This is a genomic window from Aureimonas altamirensis (assembly GCF_001463885.1).
GTDB classification, from domain to species: Bacteria; Pseudomonadota; Alphaproteobacteria; order Rhizobiales; family Rhizobiaceae; genus Aureimonas; species Aureimonas altamirensis.
In genome coordinates this window covers 1-15,531 of sequence record NZ_BBWQ01000024.1, presented here as the reverse complement: position 1 = coordinate 15,531, position 15,531 = coordinate 1, and the positions used below count along the sequence as shown (strand labels likewise).

Annotated in this window: 13 protein-coding genes; 8 read left to right on the top strand and 5 right to left on the bottom strand. The window is 62.3% G+C overall.

Features of this window, described 5'->3' with window-relative positions; genetic code table 11:
- Nucleotides 1-58: 58 nt before the first annotated feature.
- Nucleotides 59-997, bottom strand: a complete 939-nt coding sequence (locus AUL31_RS17870) for a hydrogen peroxide-inducible genes activator (RefSeq protein WP_244489454.1) — start codon at nt 995-997, stop codon at nt 59-61.
- Nucleotides 998-1,104: 107 nt separating this feature from the next.
- Here AUL31_RS17870 and katA point away from each other — a divergent pair, with 107 nt between their 5' ends.
- The 5 genes from katA (at nt 1,105) to AUL31_RS17845 (ending at nt 7,867) form a co-directional block, all read left to right on the top strand.
- Nucleotides 1,105-2,607 (top strand): catalase KatA, encoded by a 1,503-nt coding sequence (gene katA / locus AUL31_RS17865; RefSeq protein ID WP_060609744.1) that lies wholly within the window; start codon nt 1,105-1,107, stop codon nt 2,605-2,607.
- Between the two features lie 123 nt (nt 2,608-2,730).
- The gene (locus tag AUL31_RS17860) at nt 2,731-4,032 is read left to right on the top strand and encodes an RsmB/NOP family class I SAM-dependent RNA methyltransferase (protein ID WP_060609741.1); all 1,302 of its coding nucleotides are present in this window, start codon (nt 2,731-2,733) and stop codon (nt 4,030-4,032) included.
- Entirely contained in the window at nt 4,032-4,700 is a 669-nt protein-coding gene (locus AUL31_RS17855; RefSeq protein WP_060609738.1) for a 5'-methylthioadenosine/S-adenosylhomocysteine nucleosidase, read from the top strand. Before AUL31_RS17860 ends, AUL31_RS17855 begins: the two co-directional genes overlap by 1 nt.
- A gap of 60 nt (nt 4,701-4,760) precedes the next feature.
- Nucleotides 4,761-6,317, top strand: coding sequence for a glutamine-hydrolyzing GMP synthase (guaA, locus tag AUL31_RS17850; protein WP_060609736.1), 1,557 nt, complete (start codon nt 4,761-4,763; stop codon nt 6,315-6,317).
- A 293-nt stretch (nt 6,318-6,610) separates the two neighbouring features.
- A complete protein-coding gene (locus tag AUL31_RS17845; RefSeq protein ID WP_060609733.1) occupies nt 6,611-7,867 on the top strand; it encodes a tyrosine-type recombinase/integrase in 1,257 nt (418 codons plus the stop codon).
- Here AUL31_RS17845 and AUL31_RS20100 read toward each other — a convergent pair.
- From AUL31_RS20100 to AUL31_RS17835, 3 genes are all read right to left on the bottom strand, one after another.
- Nucleotides 7,833-8,117, bottom strand: coding sequence for a helix-turn-helix transcriptional regulator (locus tag AUL31_RS20100; protein ID WP_073469470.1), 285 nt, complete (start codon nt 8,115-8,117; stop codon nt 7,833-7,835). The genes AUL31_RS17845 and AUL31_RS20100 overlap by 35 nt on opposite strands.
- A 544-nt stretch (nt 8,118-8,661) precedes the next feature.
- Nucleotides 8,662-8,973: a hypothetical protein gene (locus AUL31_RS17840; protein ID WP_060609730.1), complete on the bottom strand. Its 312-nt coding sequence runs from the start codon at nt 8,971-8,973 to the stop codon at nt 8,662-8,664.
- 304 nt (nt 8,974-9,277) lie between these two features.
- Entirely contained in the window at nt 9,278-10,243 is a 966-nt protein-coding gene (locus AUL31_RS17835; RefSeq protein WP_060609727.1) for an AraC family transcriptional regulator, read from the bottom strand.
- Between the two features lie 82 nt (nt 10,244-10,325).
- Here AUL31_RS17835 and AUL31_RS17830 point away from each other — a divergent pair, with 82 nt between their 5' ends.
- Nucleotides 10,326-11,558 (top strand): MFS transporter, encoded by a 1,233-nt coding sequence (locus AUL31_RS17830; protein WP_082647007.1) that lies wholly within the window; start codon nt 10,326-10,328, stop codon nt 11,556-11,558.
- Nucleotides 11,559-12,376: 818 nt separating this feature from the next.
- On the opposite strand, the gene AUL31_RS17820 is transcribed toward AUL31_RS17830, so the two are convergent.
- Nucleotides 12,377-13,075 (bottom strand): glutathione S-transferase, encoded by a 699-nt coding sequence (locus AUL31_RS17820; protein ID WP_060609716.1) that lies wholly within the window; start codon nt 13,073-13,075, stop codon nt 12,377-12,379.
- 519 nt (nt 13,076-13,594) lie between these two features.
- Between AUL31_RS17820 and AUL31_RS17815 the strand changes: the two genes are divergently transcribed.
- A complete protein-coding gene (locus AUL31_RS17815; protein ID WP_060609713.1) occupies nt 13,595-13,999 on the top strand; it encodes a nuclear transport factor 2 family protein in 405 nt (134 codons plus the stop codon).
- Nucleotides 14,000-14,032: 33 nt separating this feature from the next.
- The gene (locus AUL31_RS17810; RefSeq protein ID WP_143190293.1) at nt 14,033-15,418 is read left to right on the top strand and encodes an NAD(P)/FAD-dependent oxidoreductase; all 1,386 of its coding nucleotides are present in this window, start codon (nt 14,033-14,035) and stop codon (nt 15,416-15,418) included.
- Nucleotides 15,419-15,531 lie beyond the last annotated feature (113 nt).

Sequence of the window (15,531 nt, the reverse complement as noted above, 5' to 3'; positions counted from 1 at the left end):
ACTACTCGTAATTGTCCTGCGTTCGGCTGATCTGAACCGCAATATGCTCAACCAAAAGTTATAGGCGTTCCGTCGATTCGACGTAGCGTTGGCTTTTGGCCTGCTCGTCCGCGAGGACGCCTGCGATGCAATCGCCCAAGGCGGCGAAGCCCGGCTCCCGCCCCGACGAAGCACGGTATGCCAGGGCCAGCCGGCGCATCGGTTGCGGGGCATGGAACGGCAGGAAGTCGATACCGCCGTTGCGCCCTTCCGCAGCCAGGGCAAGAAGCGGCGCCAGCGTGACGCCAAGACCCCCGGCCACCATGCGCAGAAGCGTTGCCAGCGACGTCGCGCCCAAGGATGCCAGGTCGCGGGTTTCCACGATCTTGCACACGGCCAGCGCCTGGTCGCGCATGCAGTGGCCTTCCTCAAGCAGGATCAGCCGTTCGTTGACGAGCGCCTGCGGCCGCACCGGCTGTGCGATGCGCGCGGCATCGGCCATGGGCACCGCCAGATAGAACGGATCGTCGACAAGTTCGACGACGCGAAACGAGGGGTCCGTGACCGGAAGCGCCACGAGGGCGCAGTCCAGGCCGCCGGCCGACAGGTCCGCCAGAAGGCGTTCGGTGACATTTTCCTTGAGGCCAAGGTCAAGCCCCGGAAAGCGCGTTGCGGCCCTGGGCAGAAGCTCCGGCAGCAGATAGGGCGCGACCGATGCGATGACGCCCAGCCGCAACTGCCCGGTCAGCCCCTCGCGCCGCCCTGCCATGGCCTCAAGATCTCGAATCTCGCCCATGATCCGCCGGATGCGCAGGCGGACTGCATCACCCTCCGGCGTCAGGACCACGCCGGATGGACGCCTCTCGAACAGCCTGACGGCGAAATCGGCCTCCATCTGGGCGATCTGGCCGGAAAGGGCAGGCTGCGTGATGTTGAGGCGATGCGCAGCGCGCCCGAAGTGAAGCGTGTCGGCAAGTGCCTCGAAATAGCGCATCTGGCGTACGGTGAGCATCGTCATCAGATAAACTGATCGCTACCCAGTGTAAATACGATTGGAATTTATCGAGAAAGGATGTTGGAACGTCTCCAGATTTCGCCTGTTGGGCGGCAGAATGGAGATTGACCATGACCGATCGCAAGACCCTGACGACGACCGCCGGTTCGCCGGTGCCCAACAACCAGGATACATGGACGGCCGGTCCGCGCGGCCCGGCGCTTCTGCAGGACTACCAGCTCATCGAGAAGCTGGCGCATCAGAACCGCGAGCGTATTCCCGAGCGCGTCGTGCACGCCAAGGGCTGGGGCGCCTTCGGGACGCTGACGATCACCGGTGACATCTCGCGCTACACCAAGGCCAAGGCGTTGCAGCCGGGCGCCCAGACGCCGATGCTGGCGCGCTTTTCCACCGTTGCCGGCGAAATGGGCGCGGCCGATGCCGAGCGCGACGTGCGCGGCTTTGCCTTGAAGTTCTACACCGAGGACGGCAACTGGGACCTCGTCGGCAACAACACGCCCGTCTTCTTCGTGCGTGACGCGTACAAGTTTCCGGATTTCATCCACACGCAGAAGCGCCACCCCAAGACCAACATGCGGTCGCCGACCGCCATGTGGGACTTCTGGTCGCTGTCGCCCGAGAGCCTGCACCAGGTGACGATCCTCATGTCGGATCGTGGTCTGCCCGTCGCGCCGGCATTCATGAACGGCTACGGCTCGCACACCTTCTCGCTGTGGAACGATGCGGGCGAGCGTTACTGGGTGAAGTTCCACTTCAAGACCCAGCAGGGCCACAAGCACTTCACCAACGAAGAGGCGGACCAGGTCATTGCGCGCACGCGCGAAAGCTACCAGGAAGCCCTGTTCGGCGGCATCGAAAAGGGTGAGTTCCCGCGCTGGACGCTGCAGGTGCAGATCATGCCCGAGGCGGATGCCGAGACGACGCCCTACAACCCCTTCGACCTGACGAAGGTGTGGCCGCATGCGGATTACCCGCCCATCGATGTCGGCGTCATGGAGTTGAACCGCAACGCGGAAAACTACTTCGCCGAAATCGAGAACGCGGCCTTCTCGCCTTCGAACATCGTGCCGGGCATCGGCTTTTCGCCCGACAAGATGTTGCAGGCGCGTGTCTTCTCCTATGCCGACGCGCACCGCCACCGCCTTGGCACGCATTACGAGACCATCCCGGTCAATCAGCCGCGCTGCCCGGTGCATCACTACCATCGCGATGGCCAGATGAACGTCTATGGCGGCATCAAGACCGGCAATCCCGACGCCTATTACGAGCCGAACTCGGTCAACGGTCCGTTTGAGGACAAGTCGGCGCAGGAGCCGCCCCTGCGTATTTCGGGTGATGCGGCGCGTTACGACCACCGCGAAGGCAACGACGACTTCAGCCAGCCGCGGGCGCTGTTCAACCTGTTCGACGATGGGCAGAAGGCACGCCTCTTCGCCAATATCGCGGCGGCGATGGGCGGCATTCCGGAAGAGATCGCCGAGCGGCAGATCGCCTTGTTCGACAAGGTCCATCCCGATTACGGAGCCGGGGTGCGCAAGGCGCGCGCCGAATTCGCCGGCCGCGAGCCTGCCATTTCGGTGACACCGGCAACGCCGCAGCAGGCCGCCGAGTAACCGGACGCAGGCTTACGCATCGAAGGGGGCTGCCCGGCGACGGGCGGCCCCTTTTTCGATGGGCTTGCCGATGCGAAGCCCCTTCGATACCAAGCGGCAGCAACGACCTTCAGGATCCTGTCCATGCGCCTTGGCGGAAGAATCGCAGCCGCGATCGAAATCATCGAAGACATGGATTCGCGGCGGCGCCCCGTGGCCGACGCGCTGAAGGATTGGGGTCTGTCGCATCGCTTCGCCGGCTCCGGCGACAGGGCGGCCATCGGCAATATCGTCTACGACGTGCTGCGCCGGCGCCGTTCGCTGGGCTGGCGCATGGGCGACGATACACCCCGCGCGCTGGCTTTCGCGGCGGTGGTGGATGCCGGCCTGTCCGCGGACGATCTATCGACATCGCTCGCCGGCGACAGGTTCGCGCCGCAGATGCCGCCCCTGGACGGCTTCGCGCGCCTGGCGCAAGCCCGCCTCGACGATGCGCCGGACGCCGTCGCGGCCGATGTGCCGGATTGGCTGGCCGTGCCGCTGGCGCGCTCGCTCGGCGACGACTGGGTGATCGAGGCGCGTGCCATGGGCGATCGCCCGCCGCTGGACATGCGCGTCAACACGCTGCGCGCCAGCCGCGACGACGTCATGGCAAAGCTTGGCGCTTTCGGCGCGGTGCCGACACCGCACGCACCCCATGGGCTGAGGATACCGCCGATCCAGGGGGATGGACGCCATCCCAATGTGCAGGTGGAAGAAGCTTTCCAGACCGGGCAGTTCGAGATCCAGGACGAAGGATCGCAGATCGCGGCCTTGCTGGCCGGGGCCCGGCCGGGCCTGTCGGTTCTCGATTACTGCGCCGGCGCCGGTGGCAAGACGCTGGCTCTGGCGGCGGACATGGCCGGGGAGGGCACCGTCCACGCCTATGACGCGGATCGGCAGCGGCTGGCCCCCATCTGGGACCGCCTTCGGCGGGCCGGGGCCGAGGCGGTTACCGTTCATGCGCCGCGCGACGATCTTTCGCCCCTGGCCGGGACGATGGATCTTGTGCTGGTGGATGCGCCCTGTACCGGGTCGGGCACCTGGCGGCGTCGTCCGGATGCGCGGTGGCGCCTGACGGAGCAGCAGCTTCACCGCCGCATGGCCGAGCAGGAGAAGGTGCTGTCGGCGGCCGCGCAGTTTGTCAGGCCCGGCGGGCACCTCGCCTATGTGACCTGCTCCGTCCTCGAGGAAGAGAACGGCGCGCGCGTCGGCCGCTTCGTGGAGACGCACCCGGACTTCCGGGTCGAGGATGCGTCGACCCTCTGGCAACAGCAATTGCCGATCGCGGGCACACCGTACATTCCAGCCGATGTCGCAGGCGGCCGCGCAATGACGATGACGCCGCATCGCACCGGCACGGACGGGTTCTTCTTTGCCCGGCTGGCCCGCATCGGAGACGCATGATGAGCGAGGCGCGGATTTCGACGCTGGCGGGAATGCCGACCCTGTTCGTCATGGCGGCGATGCCGGAATACGGGCCGCAACTGCGCAAGCGCATCCAGCCGGCCATCGTCGGCGTCGGTCCGGTAGAGGCGGCGCTCGAAACCGGTCTGGCCCTCAGGCTGGCGCAGGAGGCCGGCACCATGCCCGGCCTTGTGGTGTGTCTGGGCTCGGCCGGCTCGCGTACCCTGCCGCAGGGCGAAATCTACCAGGCATCCAGCGTTTCGTGGCGCGACATGGACGCCTCGCCGCTCGGCTTCGACAAGGGGCGGACGCCGTTTGCCGATCATCTCGTCGAAACACCGCTGGAGACCCCGTTGCCGGGGGTTCCCTCGGCACGGTTGTCGACGGGCTCCGACGTGGTGACGGGATCGCGGTATCTGTCCATCGACGCCGACATGGTGGATATGGAAAGCTTTGCCGTCATGCGCGCCTGCCAGCGCTTCGGCGTGCCGATGGTGGCGCTGCGGGGGATATCGGACGGCGCCGCGGACCTGCGCCGCTACGAGGACTGGACGCGTCTTCTGGACGCGCTGGACGAACGTCTGGCGATCGCGGTCGACACGCTTGCGGTCGTGCTGGCGGGGGGATGGCGCCCGGCGCCGATCGCCGCCGAGGCAACCGGCGGCTGACCCTTCCAGGCCGGTGAAAAAGCCCCTTGCCTTTTGGGCGGCTTTATCTAGAAGTTCGCCATGACCCAGCACCCCGACACTATCCTCATCATCGACTTCGGCTCGCAGGTGACGCAGCTCATCGCGCGGCGCGTCCGCGAGGCGGGCGTCTACTCCGAGATCGTACCGTTCCAGTCTGCGGCGGAAGGCTTCGCGCGGCTGAAGCCGAAGGGCGTGATCCTGTCCGGCTCGCCCGCCTCGACGACCGAGCAGGACTCGCCGCGCGCCCCGCAGGAAATTTTCGATGCGGGCCTACCGGTTCTGGGCATCTGCTATGGCCAGCAGACCATGTGCGCCCAGCTCGGCGGACGGATCGAGGGTGGTCTGCACCGCGAGTTCGGGCGCGCCTTCGTCGAGGTGCAGAAGAATTCGCCGCTGTTCGAGGGCGTGTGGGCCGAAGGCACGCGGCATCAGGTCTGGATGAGCCATGGCGACAGGGTGACCGCGCTGCCCGAAGGTTTCGAGATCGTCGGTGTTTCGCCCGGCGCGCCTTTCGCTGCCATCGCGGATGAGCGGCGACGTTTCTACGGCGTGCAATTCCACCCTGAGGTGGTGCACACGCCGGATGGCGCACGGCTGATCTCCAATTTCGTGCATCGGATCGTCGGCCTGAAGGGCGACTGGACCATGGCTGCCTTCCGCGAACAGGCAGTTGCGGAGATTCGCGAAAAGGTGGGCGACGGGCGGGTGATCTGCGGCCTGTCCGGCGGCGTCGACTCTTCCGTTGCCGCGATCCTGATCCATGAGGCGATCGGCGACCAGTTGACCTGCATCTTCGTCGATCACGGGCTGATGCGCCTGAACGAGGCGGAGGAAGTGGTCACGATGTTCCGCGACCATTACAACATTCCGCTTGTGCACGTCGAAGCGCAGGATCTGTTCATCGACGCGCTGGAGGGTGAGCTCGACCCGGAGGTCAAGCGCAAGACGATCGGCCGGCTCTTCATCGAGACCTTCGAGGCCGAGGCCGCCAAGATCGGCGGCGCCGACTTCCTGGCGCAAGGCACGCTCTATCCGGACGTGATCGAAAGCGTGTCCTTCACCGGTGGCCCATCGGTCACGATCAAGTCGCACCACAATGTGGGCGGTCTTCCCGAACGCATGAACATGAAGCTGGTGGAACCGCTGCGCGAGCTGTTCAAGGACGAGGTCCGGGCCCTTGGCCGGGAGCTTGGCCTACCGGAGCAGTTCGTCGGGCGGCATCCATTCCCCGGGCCTGGCCTTGCGATCCGCTGCCCGGGCGGCGTCACGCGGGAAAAGCTGGACATCCTGCGACAGGCCGATGCGATCTATCTGGACGAAATCCGCAAGGCCGGCCTGTACGATGCGATCTGGCAGGCCTTCGCGGTGCTGCTGCCGGTGCAGACCGTGGGCGTCATGGGTGACGGACGGACATACGAGTTCGTCTGCGCCCTGCGGGCGGTGACGTCGGTGGACGGCATGACGGCGGATTTTTATCCGTATGACATGGAATTCCTTGGCAATGCGGCGACCCGCATCATCAACGAAGTCCGCGGCATCAACCGCGTCGTCTACGACGTGACCTCGAAGCCGCCGGGCACGATCGAGTGGGAATGATTCAGGCCCATCCAAACGCCGCCGATTTCACTCTGCGGTACGGGCTAAGCTACTGAAAGAAAAAATTAATCCATCCTGTGCCTATCGGTATCTATCGGTGGGCATAGATGGCGTTCGGCGGCCTCGCTGACGGGCCTCGCCCCCATTGATCGACCGCAAAAACGAAAGTACCGTCAGGTCAACTGGGCCAATGACGGTACTTTTTTCGAAGCAACACGTTGAATCATAAGCGTTTTCGACGACATCGGCCTGGAAAAACCGCGTGACGGTACTTTTCCGTAAGGAGGCCCGAAATGTTGACCGATGCAGCACTCAAGTCTTTGAAACCAAAAGCCAAAATGTACAAGGTTTCCGATCGTGACGGCATGTATGTGCGCGTCGCCCCGTCGGGCGCCATCTCGTTCAGGCTCGACTATCGGCTGAACGGCAGGCGGGAGACCGTGTATCTCGGCAGATATGCCCGTGACGGAATATCGCTCGCCAGGGCTCGCGAGCTATGCATCGATGCGCGGCGCGCGATCACCGAGGGGCGGTCTCCCGCCATCGAGAAGCAGCGCGAGAAGCGCCGGATCAAGGAAGCAAAGAGTTTCGGCCAGTTCGGCGAGAAGTGGCTGACCAACGCGACCATGGCCGACAGCACGCGCGCGATGCGTCGCTCCATCTTCGAACGCGAACTCATGCCCGTCTGGCGGAATCGTCTCCTGACCGAGATCACACCGGATGATCTACGCTCTCACTGCGGCAAGATCGTCGAACGGGGCGCGCCTGCAACTGCTATCCATGTGCGGGATATCCTCAAGCAAATCTACGGCTTTGCCATTCTGCACGGCGAGAAGGTTGCCAATCCGGCCGATGACGTCGGCCCAGCCTCGATCGCCACCTTTACGCCGAAGGACCGCGCGCTTTCGCCCGCAGAGATCCGCATCATGTTCAAGCAGCTCGAGAATGTTGCGACACTGCCGACGATCCGCCTCGGTATGAAACTCTTCCTGCTCACCATGGTCCGGAAGAGCGAGTTGCAGGATGCAGTTTGGGACGAGATCGATTTCGACAACGCCGTTTGGACCATCCCGAAGGAGCGCATGAAGCGGTCGAAGCCGCACAACGTCTACCTGTGCCGGCAGACCCTCGACATCATGATCGCGCTCAAGACCTGCTCCGGCAACTCCCGATATCTGCTCCCGTCCCGGTACGACGCGGACGCTCCAATGTCTCGCGCGACCTTCAATCGGGTCACCTACGCTGTCGTTGAAGAGGCAAAAAAGGAGGGGCTGCCACTGGAGCCATTTACGGTCCATGATCTGCGGCGGACCGGGTCGACGCTGCTAAATGAACTGGGCTTTAACAGTGATTGGATCGAAAAGTGCTTGGCGCACGAGGACGGGCGTTCGTCGCGCGGCGTCTATAACAAAGCCGAGTACGAGGTGCAGCGCCGGCACATGATGCAGCAGTGGGCGGATACCGTGGATGCCTGGATCAACGGCCAGAAATATGCCCCCACGCTTTTGCCGCAAGCTATGCCTCTGATGGAGCTTGATCCGGCCCTTTGACCGGACGGGATTTACGCTTGGAAACATCAGGATGTTGAGCTCGCCGGATCGGCGCAGCCCGCCGTGCCGTGAGCCAAGCCTCGACCTCGGCTAGGTCCCATACGATACAGCGCGGCGAGAGCGCGAACCGACGGGGAAACTCGCCACGCTGCTCCATTTCATAAATAGTGCTGTCAGCCATCGGCACTATCTCGCGCAACTGCTGCCGCCGGATTGTTCTCCGGATTTGTGTGGTTCCAATCTTTGCCATACTCAATCTCCTGCGTTGTTAAGGTGATTGAGACTGATAGATGCTGATACAGGAAGCCCCTTCGAAACGCCGTGCGGTGTTTTCGGGCTATGGCGTACACATCGGCGGGTTCTTCTTGACCGCTGGTGCAACATAGGGGTGAGCAGGGCACTGATGGACAAGTTCGAAGCGTGCGGGGTCCACGACGGGTCGCACTCAGCAATCGCGACTCTCTTCGAAATTCGGCTCCGAAAGGTGTGTCGGCCAGATTCGGACTGACCTGCCACTGAGCTTTGAGCTAGCGGCGATCAGATGTCGTCCGTTTTGATCCGCTGCCATCGTCTGAATCGTCGGATGTTCGAAGCCCGCTTATGATAAGTTGTAGAGGTATTGGGACCGACGTAGATGGCCTCGTTGGCTGAACGTCAGCTGCCCGGTCATCTCAGCCAGAACCGGACGGTCAGCTTTAGGCCCCGAACCAGTTGGGCTATTAATGGCCTCGATGGGGTGGAATCCGAACGGGCAGTTTAAGGCTGGCCGTCGAGAAAAGCCGATTCTTGACTCTTCAGGTTGATGCCTTTGAGTACAAGGTCAGGCTTCTAATGAGCGTGGCATTGGTAGAGGTGAACTCCATAAAGGCGGCAAACGGTTGTTTGACGCCGCTTACAGTTATCGACCCATTGGCAGCTCCGACCTTTCCGTGGCTGATGGCATTGATAATCTCGACTTCGCTAATGTCATCGGGGACACGAGGAAGCGAAGTAATGTCCTCCACGCGCCCCTTGAGGCTGATCGTCGCGATGAGGTCGATGACAGCATCTTCCACAAAAGCGTTCTTCGGCGAATTCTTACATTTTCCACTTCGCGTTATCTTCATGGCGACCTTCCTGTTGGGGTACAGCGCACGCCGCTATTTTCGACAATCACGCTTGCTGATCAAGCGCAGTACGGTTCGGACCGCAGCTCCGGTATGGAAGCCCAACAGCCGGCTTTGCGGGTATCGCAACGGAATAGCCGCCGGTAGATAGGCGTTAGGAATTGCCCTTGCCCTGGGGAATAGTACAGCGGAGGAGCGTAGGGCCTGCGAACGGTCGCCGAATGCACTATGTCTGACGGAGCGATCATCGCAAACTGTTGGACCGCAGCTCGTGTGAGAGTCTGTAAAATACTCCGCTTTTTTGTCAGATTACTGCCGCATGTCTTATTCTCGCGGGGGCCACGCCGATAACTCGCTTGAACGCACGGCTGAAGGATGCCTCGGACTCGTAGCCGAGGCGTCGTCCAGCATCTGCGATGCGCATTCGATCGCGTGTTATCCATTGCCGTGCCTGATGCATTCGAATCTGGGTCACGTAACGAACCGGCGTCACTCCAACGATCGGGGTAAATTTGGCAGCAAAGCCTGAACGTGAAACACCCATAAGTGAAGCAAGGTCTGCCACCGTCCAATCGCGCTCGGGCTCGCCATGGATGGCGGCGAGCACGCGTCCGACCTGTGGATCGCGCACCGCTGCGATCCACCCAACCGAACTGCCGCAGCCATGTTCAACCCAGGCGCGGATGATCTGAGCGGCCATAACATCCGCCAGGCGTGCGAGGATCCCGCTGGCTCCGACCCGGTTCAAACTGCATTCAGCGATCATCGCATCGAGGAGATGCGGGATCGTCGGCTCAGCTAGCATAAGTTCCTTCGCTCGCATGAGGTCCGGCATCATCGTCAGGAGAGGATGCAGGCGGTCCAGATTGAAGCGCATAGAGCCACAGAAAAGTACGCAGACATCGTCCGATGACGCAGCTCCATCCTCGTAGTCAAAGACGGTTTCACAAATGGCCAGACATTCACGGCGTGGGAACGGACGCGGCTGGATACCCGGCGCGCTCGCCAACGTATGCGCTGCTCCGCGCGGGACAAGAACGGCATCGCCGGCGGTGAGCTCGCTCCACTCGCCTCCAGGACTCTGGAGCCAACAGCCTTTACCAGCGACGAAATGGAAATGCGCATGGATCTGCGTGGGGTAGCGAAAGCTCCATTCATCAGAGAGGCGACAACGTCCGTATTCGACCCCATCCAGGCGCAGGCCCCGGAGCATGTCAGCTAGCGGATCAGCAGGTAGCTGCTTGGGAAACTTGGACGATTGGTCAAGCATAATGGCGTTCCTAGCATGGAAAGGCCAGCCAAGTGAAGATAGTGTGCGAGGCCGTTTGCGCTGCAACAATCCGAACGACCCAATGCTTAATACGACCTCCTCACCCTCCCGGTCCGATGACGCACCGAAGAGTGAAGCGCGAGCTGCTTGGCCAGCGGTGTTCTCGCTGTCCTTTGGAGTCTTTGGTCTCGTGACGGCAGAATTTTTACCGGTCAGTCTCTTGACGCCCATGGCCGCCGAACTCGGCGTTTCGAACGGCACGGTTGGGCAGGCCATTACCGCGACGGCGGTAATTGCCGCCTTCGCAGGGCCGCTGCTCGTGCTTGGGGCGGGTCGGCTTGATCGGCGCTCCATCGTCTGGGTACTGATGGCGATGCTGATCGTCTCCAGCGTGCTCGCGGCCTTTGCTACGAGCATCGCCGTGCTCCTCCTTGCCCGAGCACTGCTCGGCTTTGCACTCGGGGGCTTTTGGGCGATGATGACGGCGTTGGCGCTCCGCTTGGCGCCTCCCGCAGACGTGCCACGCGCCATGTCGATCATTGTCATGGGGGTTTCGGTGGCAACCGTTGTGGCTGCGCCGCTGGGGGCAGCGCTCGGCGAGCTATGGGGTTGGCGCGCGACGTTCCTTGCCGCCGCGGTCCTCGGGGGCGTCTCGCTTCTCCTCCAGCTCGCGGTGTTGCCGCGTCTGCCGTCCGCCGGGGCGCCCGGCCTCGGAGTGTTCGGGGCCACTTTGCGTCAGCGCGCCGTCTTGATCGGCTTTGCCACCGTTCTTATCGTCGTGTCCGGGCATTTCGCCGGCTTTACCTTCATACGACCCTACCTGGAAGCGGTGCCACAGCTCGCGGTGGGGACGATCTCGCTGACTCTTCTGGCCTTCGGTGCAGGTGGCTTTGTGGGTAACATCGCGGCCGGTTTGATAGCAGCGCGCAGCCCAGCGTGGGCGGCAGGTGGGGCGTCGCTTCTGATCGGCATAGCTGCGGCCATCCTCTCACTTTTTGGCGCTGCGCAGTGCGTCGCCGTCCTCGCCGTTGCTGCATGGGGCTTCGCCTTCGGCGGCTTTCCAGTAGCGATCTCCATCTGGAACGCGCGGGCGGCGCCCGATCTCGCCGAAAGCGCTGGCGCGCTTCTGTCCTCGTCCTTCCAGATCGCCATTGCCAGTGGCGCTGTAGTTGGAGGCCTCCTTATCGACGGGGTAGGCCCACGAGGAGTGATCGTCTACGCGGCCGTTGCCGTAGTCCTAGGTGCCGGTGTCATGCTGACGCTCGGCCGAGCAAGCGAGAGAGCTGCTAGCGCTCGTGCATCGCGGGTATCCTAACACATCGTTCTGGTCCGTTAGTCGGCAATCACGCAAGCGCTCGAAGGCCGAGGGGGTTCTTAAGACTAATTCCGTTCTTGCTTAGCGATTTGGGCTCAAACAGTTGATCGCTGGCGCATTGATCCGTTTTTGATAGTCTCATCGCCTTTAGTCCGATTTACCTGCCCATGCATCGCTAAGAGTGGGCATCAACCCTGCCTGCATAACTTCCGCTCAAAATGCACCGGTGACAGTGCGGCTAACGAATTTAAGGAAAAGCCAAGATGGAGCTCGGGATTGGATTGGCGACTTATCGCTGCCGCTGTGCAAATAGCCGCCGTTCTGCTGCCGACTCCTATCCGCCGTTCGATGCAGCTGGGTTACAGTCTCGTAAGTGGTCGTTCTGAAACGGGCTAAAACAAACTGCGCGGTTTCGCGGATACCGCCTTCTTCTGACTACGTTCACGAACTCTCGGGGTTCGAACTCGCCCAACCGCTCGGCCGAGAGGAGGATCTGCTGGTTTATGGCTCCACTGCCTACCAGAGGGATGATAACGGCGTGGAAAAACTGTTCCCCACGCAGAGTGTGACGTTCATATTTCGGGAGCCAGACATTGAAACGCTGATGGCAAATGGGCATCTGTTCCTAAGCATCGCGTGGGACACAAACAACATCCCGAAGCTACAGATGCCTGGCAACGCGATAGCTCTAAAAACTAGATGGCAAAACTCGTGACCGGGCGGCATGGCCGACGGACAGGGATTGGTGAATGGACAGAGATTTATGCTAGGTTAGCCCGGCAACGCTCGAGCGCGTAAGCCTGCAGCTTTGCGGGCAATCAGCTCGCGACCGCACGCAATGATTTTTCAATGTCTCCCCCACAGTAGGCATCGCCGAAGTCCGTGAAACTGCGTCTTGCAAGTGCCTCCAGTGCCGGTAGGGACTGCATCCGGCGGGTCAGCCCCCATATCGTCGGAACCGTTTCCTCGGCCAGCAACGCGATCTGTGAGAACCGATCCGCCATAGTCGACCATAGTGTTGCGGTGATGATGTCGGCGATACCGGGCTCTGGAGTACCCAGTAGGAAACCGCTTTCCACGGTTAGCCCGTGCCGACGTCCTGTATCCTCAAAGATTCGCATCCATTTGCGCAGGCGAGGAATGAACTCCTGCCATGTGTCCGGCGTCCACATAGACGTGCCGCCATGCAGGGTTAGCTCGTCTATTACGTCGTTCGCATCGCCGGCGACCTTGGCTGTCATCGCACGTCCTGTAGGCGATGCGTCGATAAAGGCGAGCTTCCCATCCAGGTAGATGCTGATCGCTACCATCTGCGAGATTGCAGAACCTGTCGCGTTGTCTATCAGCAGCGGCGGCCCCATGAAGGCAATGGGTTGATCGGCCGGCTTTCGCATCATCAACGCCGTGTTTTCTCCGGCATCGCGCTCGGTCCACGTCCTGTTGGCATAGGCCAGGATGGCCCGGACGAACTGACCGCGAAACGGCAGTGGCCAGTAATAAAGGTCGAAGTCGCTCACAGAAACCCTCGCTTCCGGCTTAGGGGTTGCACCACCGTTGTCACGGGTGTCCCAGCAGACCCCATCGTGTCCGCGTTGATGCAATGGTTGTCTGGCGGCTTAATGACCATCGCGTTGGTCGTCTTAAGCGGTTCGAGTTCGATCTTTGTCAATTCAAGCCACCAAAGATGATTTTGGTCATGGTGCCGGCGATTGCCCACTCGGCGCCGTTGCTTCGGACATGGGCACGGCTCTGCGCGATCGGTCCTTCCCTGCGTCTATTTCCAAGCGGATCGGCATCTCTATGCCGTTAAATCACAGTAGAGGCGGTGATGTATCCAATGACCACTGCAGGCGTGTCGCCTAAGCCGTCCTCACTTGTCGCCAATCTCAAACTGGCACTAACGCTATTTGCGTCTGGCTATAAGGCCAGTGCGGGGCGTTGGCTACTTTGGGCCATGGCAGGCGCGTTGGCCACAGGCTTCACCGAGCCGCAGAACTGAAGCGACCTGCTCTTTCGACATCCTAGGGGAATGATCAATGTCCAGCGCTACCGCGTCTGCGCAGCTAACGGCCGACGACCTGAGCAACCTGTTCGATGCCTTCAACCGGCACGATATAGACGGCGTGATGCAGTATTTCGCGCCAGATGCAGACTTCGATGCGGTCGGCGGGTCCGAGATCCACGGGACGCGCTTTTCCGGCCGTGACGCTATCGCAGCGGCCTTCGTCAATGTCTGGACCTCCATACCCGACGCCCATTGGGCGCATCGCGACCATCTTGTGGCCGGCGATCGTGCTGTTTCGGAATGGACCTTCTCCGGCACCGCCGCGGATGGCAGCCGGGTAGAAGCGCAGGGCGCGGATCTGTTCCGGCTGCGCGGCGGCAAAATCGTCCACAAGCAGGCCTTTCGCAAGCAGCGTCCGGCATCGGCCGCGAAGTGACTGCGACACCTGCGCGAGAGGCGTTTGGCTAACATGCAAAAGCATCTTGAACAGCCCTTCGCGGCCTACGACCCCGCGCATGATCCAGTTCGCGACAGCGGTCCGGGCACGAACCGGAACTATGCGCCGACATACTGGATCGGCACGGCCGGCACAACGCCGGACGATGATGGGCCCATCTCGGCCGACATTGACTGCGACGTGGTGATCGTCGGTTCCGGCTATACGGGGCTTTCGACGGCCATCCACCTAGCGCGCGATCATGGCCTGTCCTCGGTCGTGCTGGAGGCCAACCGTGTCGCCTGGGGATGTTCGACCCGCAATGGCGGGCAGGCGCAGATTTCATCCGGGCGGCTCAAACGGTCGCAGTGGATCGAGCGCTGGGGGCTCGATGTCGCACGGCGGCTGCATGCGGAGGTGGCGGAAGGCTTCGACCTGTTCCGGAACCTAGTGCGGGAGATCGATTGCGATCCACAGGATGGCGGGCATCTTTACATCGCACACAAGCCGAGCGTCATGCCGGTGCTAGAGGCGGAATCACGGCTTCTCAACAACAGCTTCGGCTATCGCAGCCGTATCGTTTCGCGCGCGGAGGTCCAGGCGGATTTCGTCAATGATGCGGAGGCCGCAGGCGCCATGTACGAACCGGACGGCATGGGCATCCATGCCGCAAAGCTTGCCTTCGGCTACCAGACGCTAGCCCGGCGGCTCGGCGCTAGGGTGCATCCCGGCAGTCCAGTGATCGGCTGGGAAAGCAGCGGCAACGTCCATCGGCTCCGGACACCCGGCGGCACGGTGCGAGCCCGAACGGTAGCACTGGCAACGGCAGGCTACACGCCGCCAGGGCTCAATATCCTGACCCGGCACCGCCTCATGCCGGTCCTGTCCAACTCCATCGTCACGCGACCGCTCAACGCAGCGGAGATCGAAGCCTGCGGCCTCAAGGCGCGCTTTCCCCTAACCGACACCCGGACCCTAAGGCACTATTACCGCTTCCTGCCGGACGGTCGCCTGCAGATCGGTAGCCGCAGTGCCATTACGGGGCGGGACGCCTCCAATCCCGTCCACCTGGAGCGGCTGATTGCCGGGATGACGCGCAAGTTCCCAGTGCTGGACGGGATCACGCTCGACTATTCCTGGTGGGGCTGGGTCGATGTCAGCCACGATATGATGCCGCGCATCGCGCAGCCCGATCCGGCGCAGCCGATCTTCTATGCGATGGGCTATGGCGGCAACGGCGTCATGTACTCGGCCCAGGCCGGACGGCGCATGGCCCAGATGATCGCCGGCAAGGGCGCCGGGTTGGACCTGCCGATCTTTACCTCACCGCTGCCCCATCATGGCCTGCTGACGCCGTTCCGGCGCATCGGCCAACGCGTCATGTACCGCTGGTACCAACATAAGGACGAACGCCCATGAATGCCCAGGTCCCCGGCATCGCCGCGACGCAAACGCGTCCCGGCCCCATGAAGATGACGACGGAAGAAGCGTTTGTGAAGGTTCTGCAGAAGCATGGGATCGACCAGGCTTTT

Bases quoted from the DNA above. Each gene is read 5' to 3' on its own strand.
- AUL31_RS17870 (WP_244489454.1), bottom strand. From the start codon at position 997: ATGACGATGCTCACCGTACGCCAGATGCGCTATTTCGAGGCACTTGCC.
- katA (WP_060609744.1), top strand. From the start codon at position 1,105: ATGACCGATCGCAAGACCCTGACGACGACCGCCGGTTCGCCGGTGCCC.
- AUL31_RS17860 (WP_060609741.1), top strand. From the start codon at position 2,731: ATGCGCCTTGGCGGAAGAATCGCAGCCGCGATCGAAATCATCGAAGAC.
- AUL31_RS17855 (WP_060609738.1), top strand. From the start codon at position 4,032: ATGAGCGAGGCGCGGATTTCGACGCTGGCGGGAATGCCGACCCTGTTC.
- guaA (WP_060609736.1), top strand. From the start codon at position 4,761: ATGACCCAGCACCCCGACACTATCCTCATCATCGACTTCGGCTCGCAG.
- AUL31_RS17845 (WP_060609733.1), top strand. From the start codon at position 6,611: ATGTTGACCGATGCAGCACTCAAGTCTTTGAAACCAAAAGCCAAAATG.
- AUL31_RS20100 (WP_073469470.1), bottom strand. From the start codon at position 8,117: ATGGCAAAGATTGGAACCACACAAATCCGGAGAACAATCCGGCGGCAG.
- AUL31_RS17840 (WP_060609730.1), bottom strand. From the start codon at position 8,973: ATGAAGATAACGCGAAGTGGAAAATGTAAGAATTCGCCGAAGAACGCT.
- AUL31_RS17835 (WP_060609727.1), bottom strand. From the start codon at position 10,243: ATGCTTGACCAATCGTCCAAGTTTCCCAAGCAGCTACCTGCTGATCCG.
- AUL31_RS17830 (WP_082647007.1), top strand. From the start codon at position 10,326: ATGCTTAATACGACCTCCTCACCCTCCCGGTCCGATGACGCACCGAAG.
- AUL31_RS17815 (WP_060609713.1), top strand. From the start codon at position 13,595: ATGTCCAGCGCTACCGCGTCTGCGCAGCTAACGGCCGACGACCTGAGC.
- AUL31_RS17810 (WP_143190293.1), top strand. From the start codon at position 14,033: ATGCAAAAGCATCTTGAACAGCCCTTCGCGGCCTACGACCCCGCGCAT.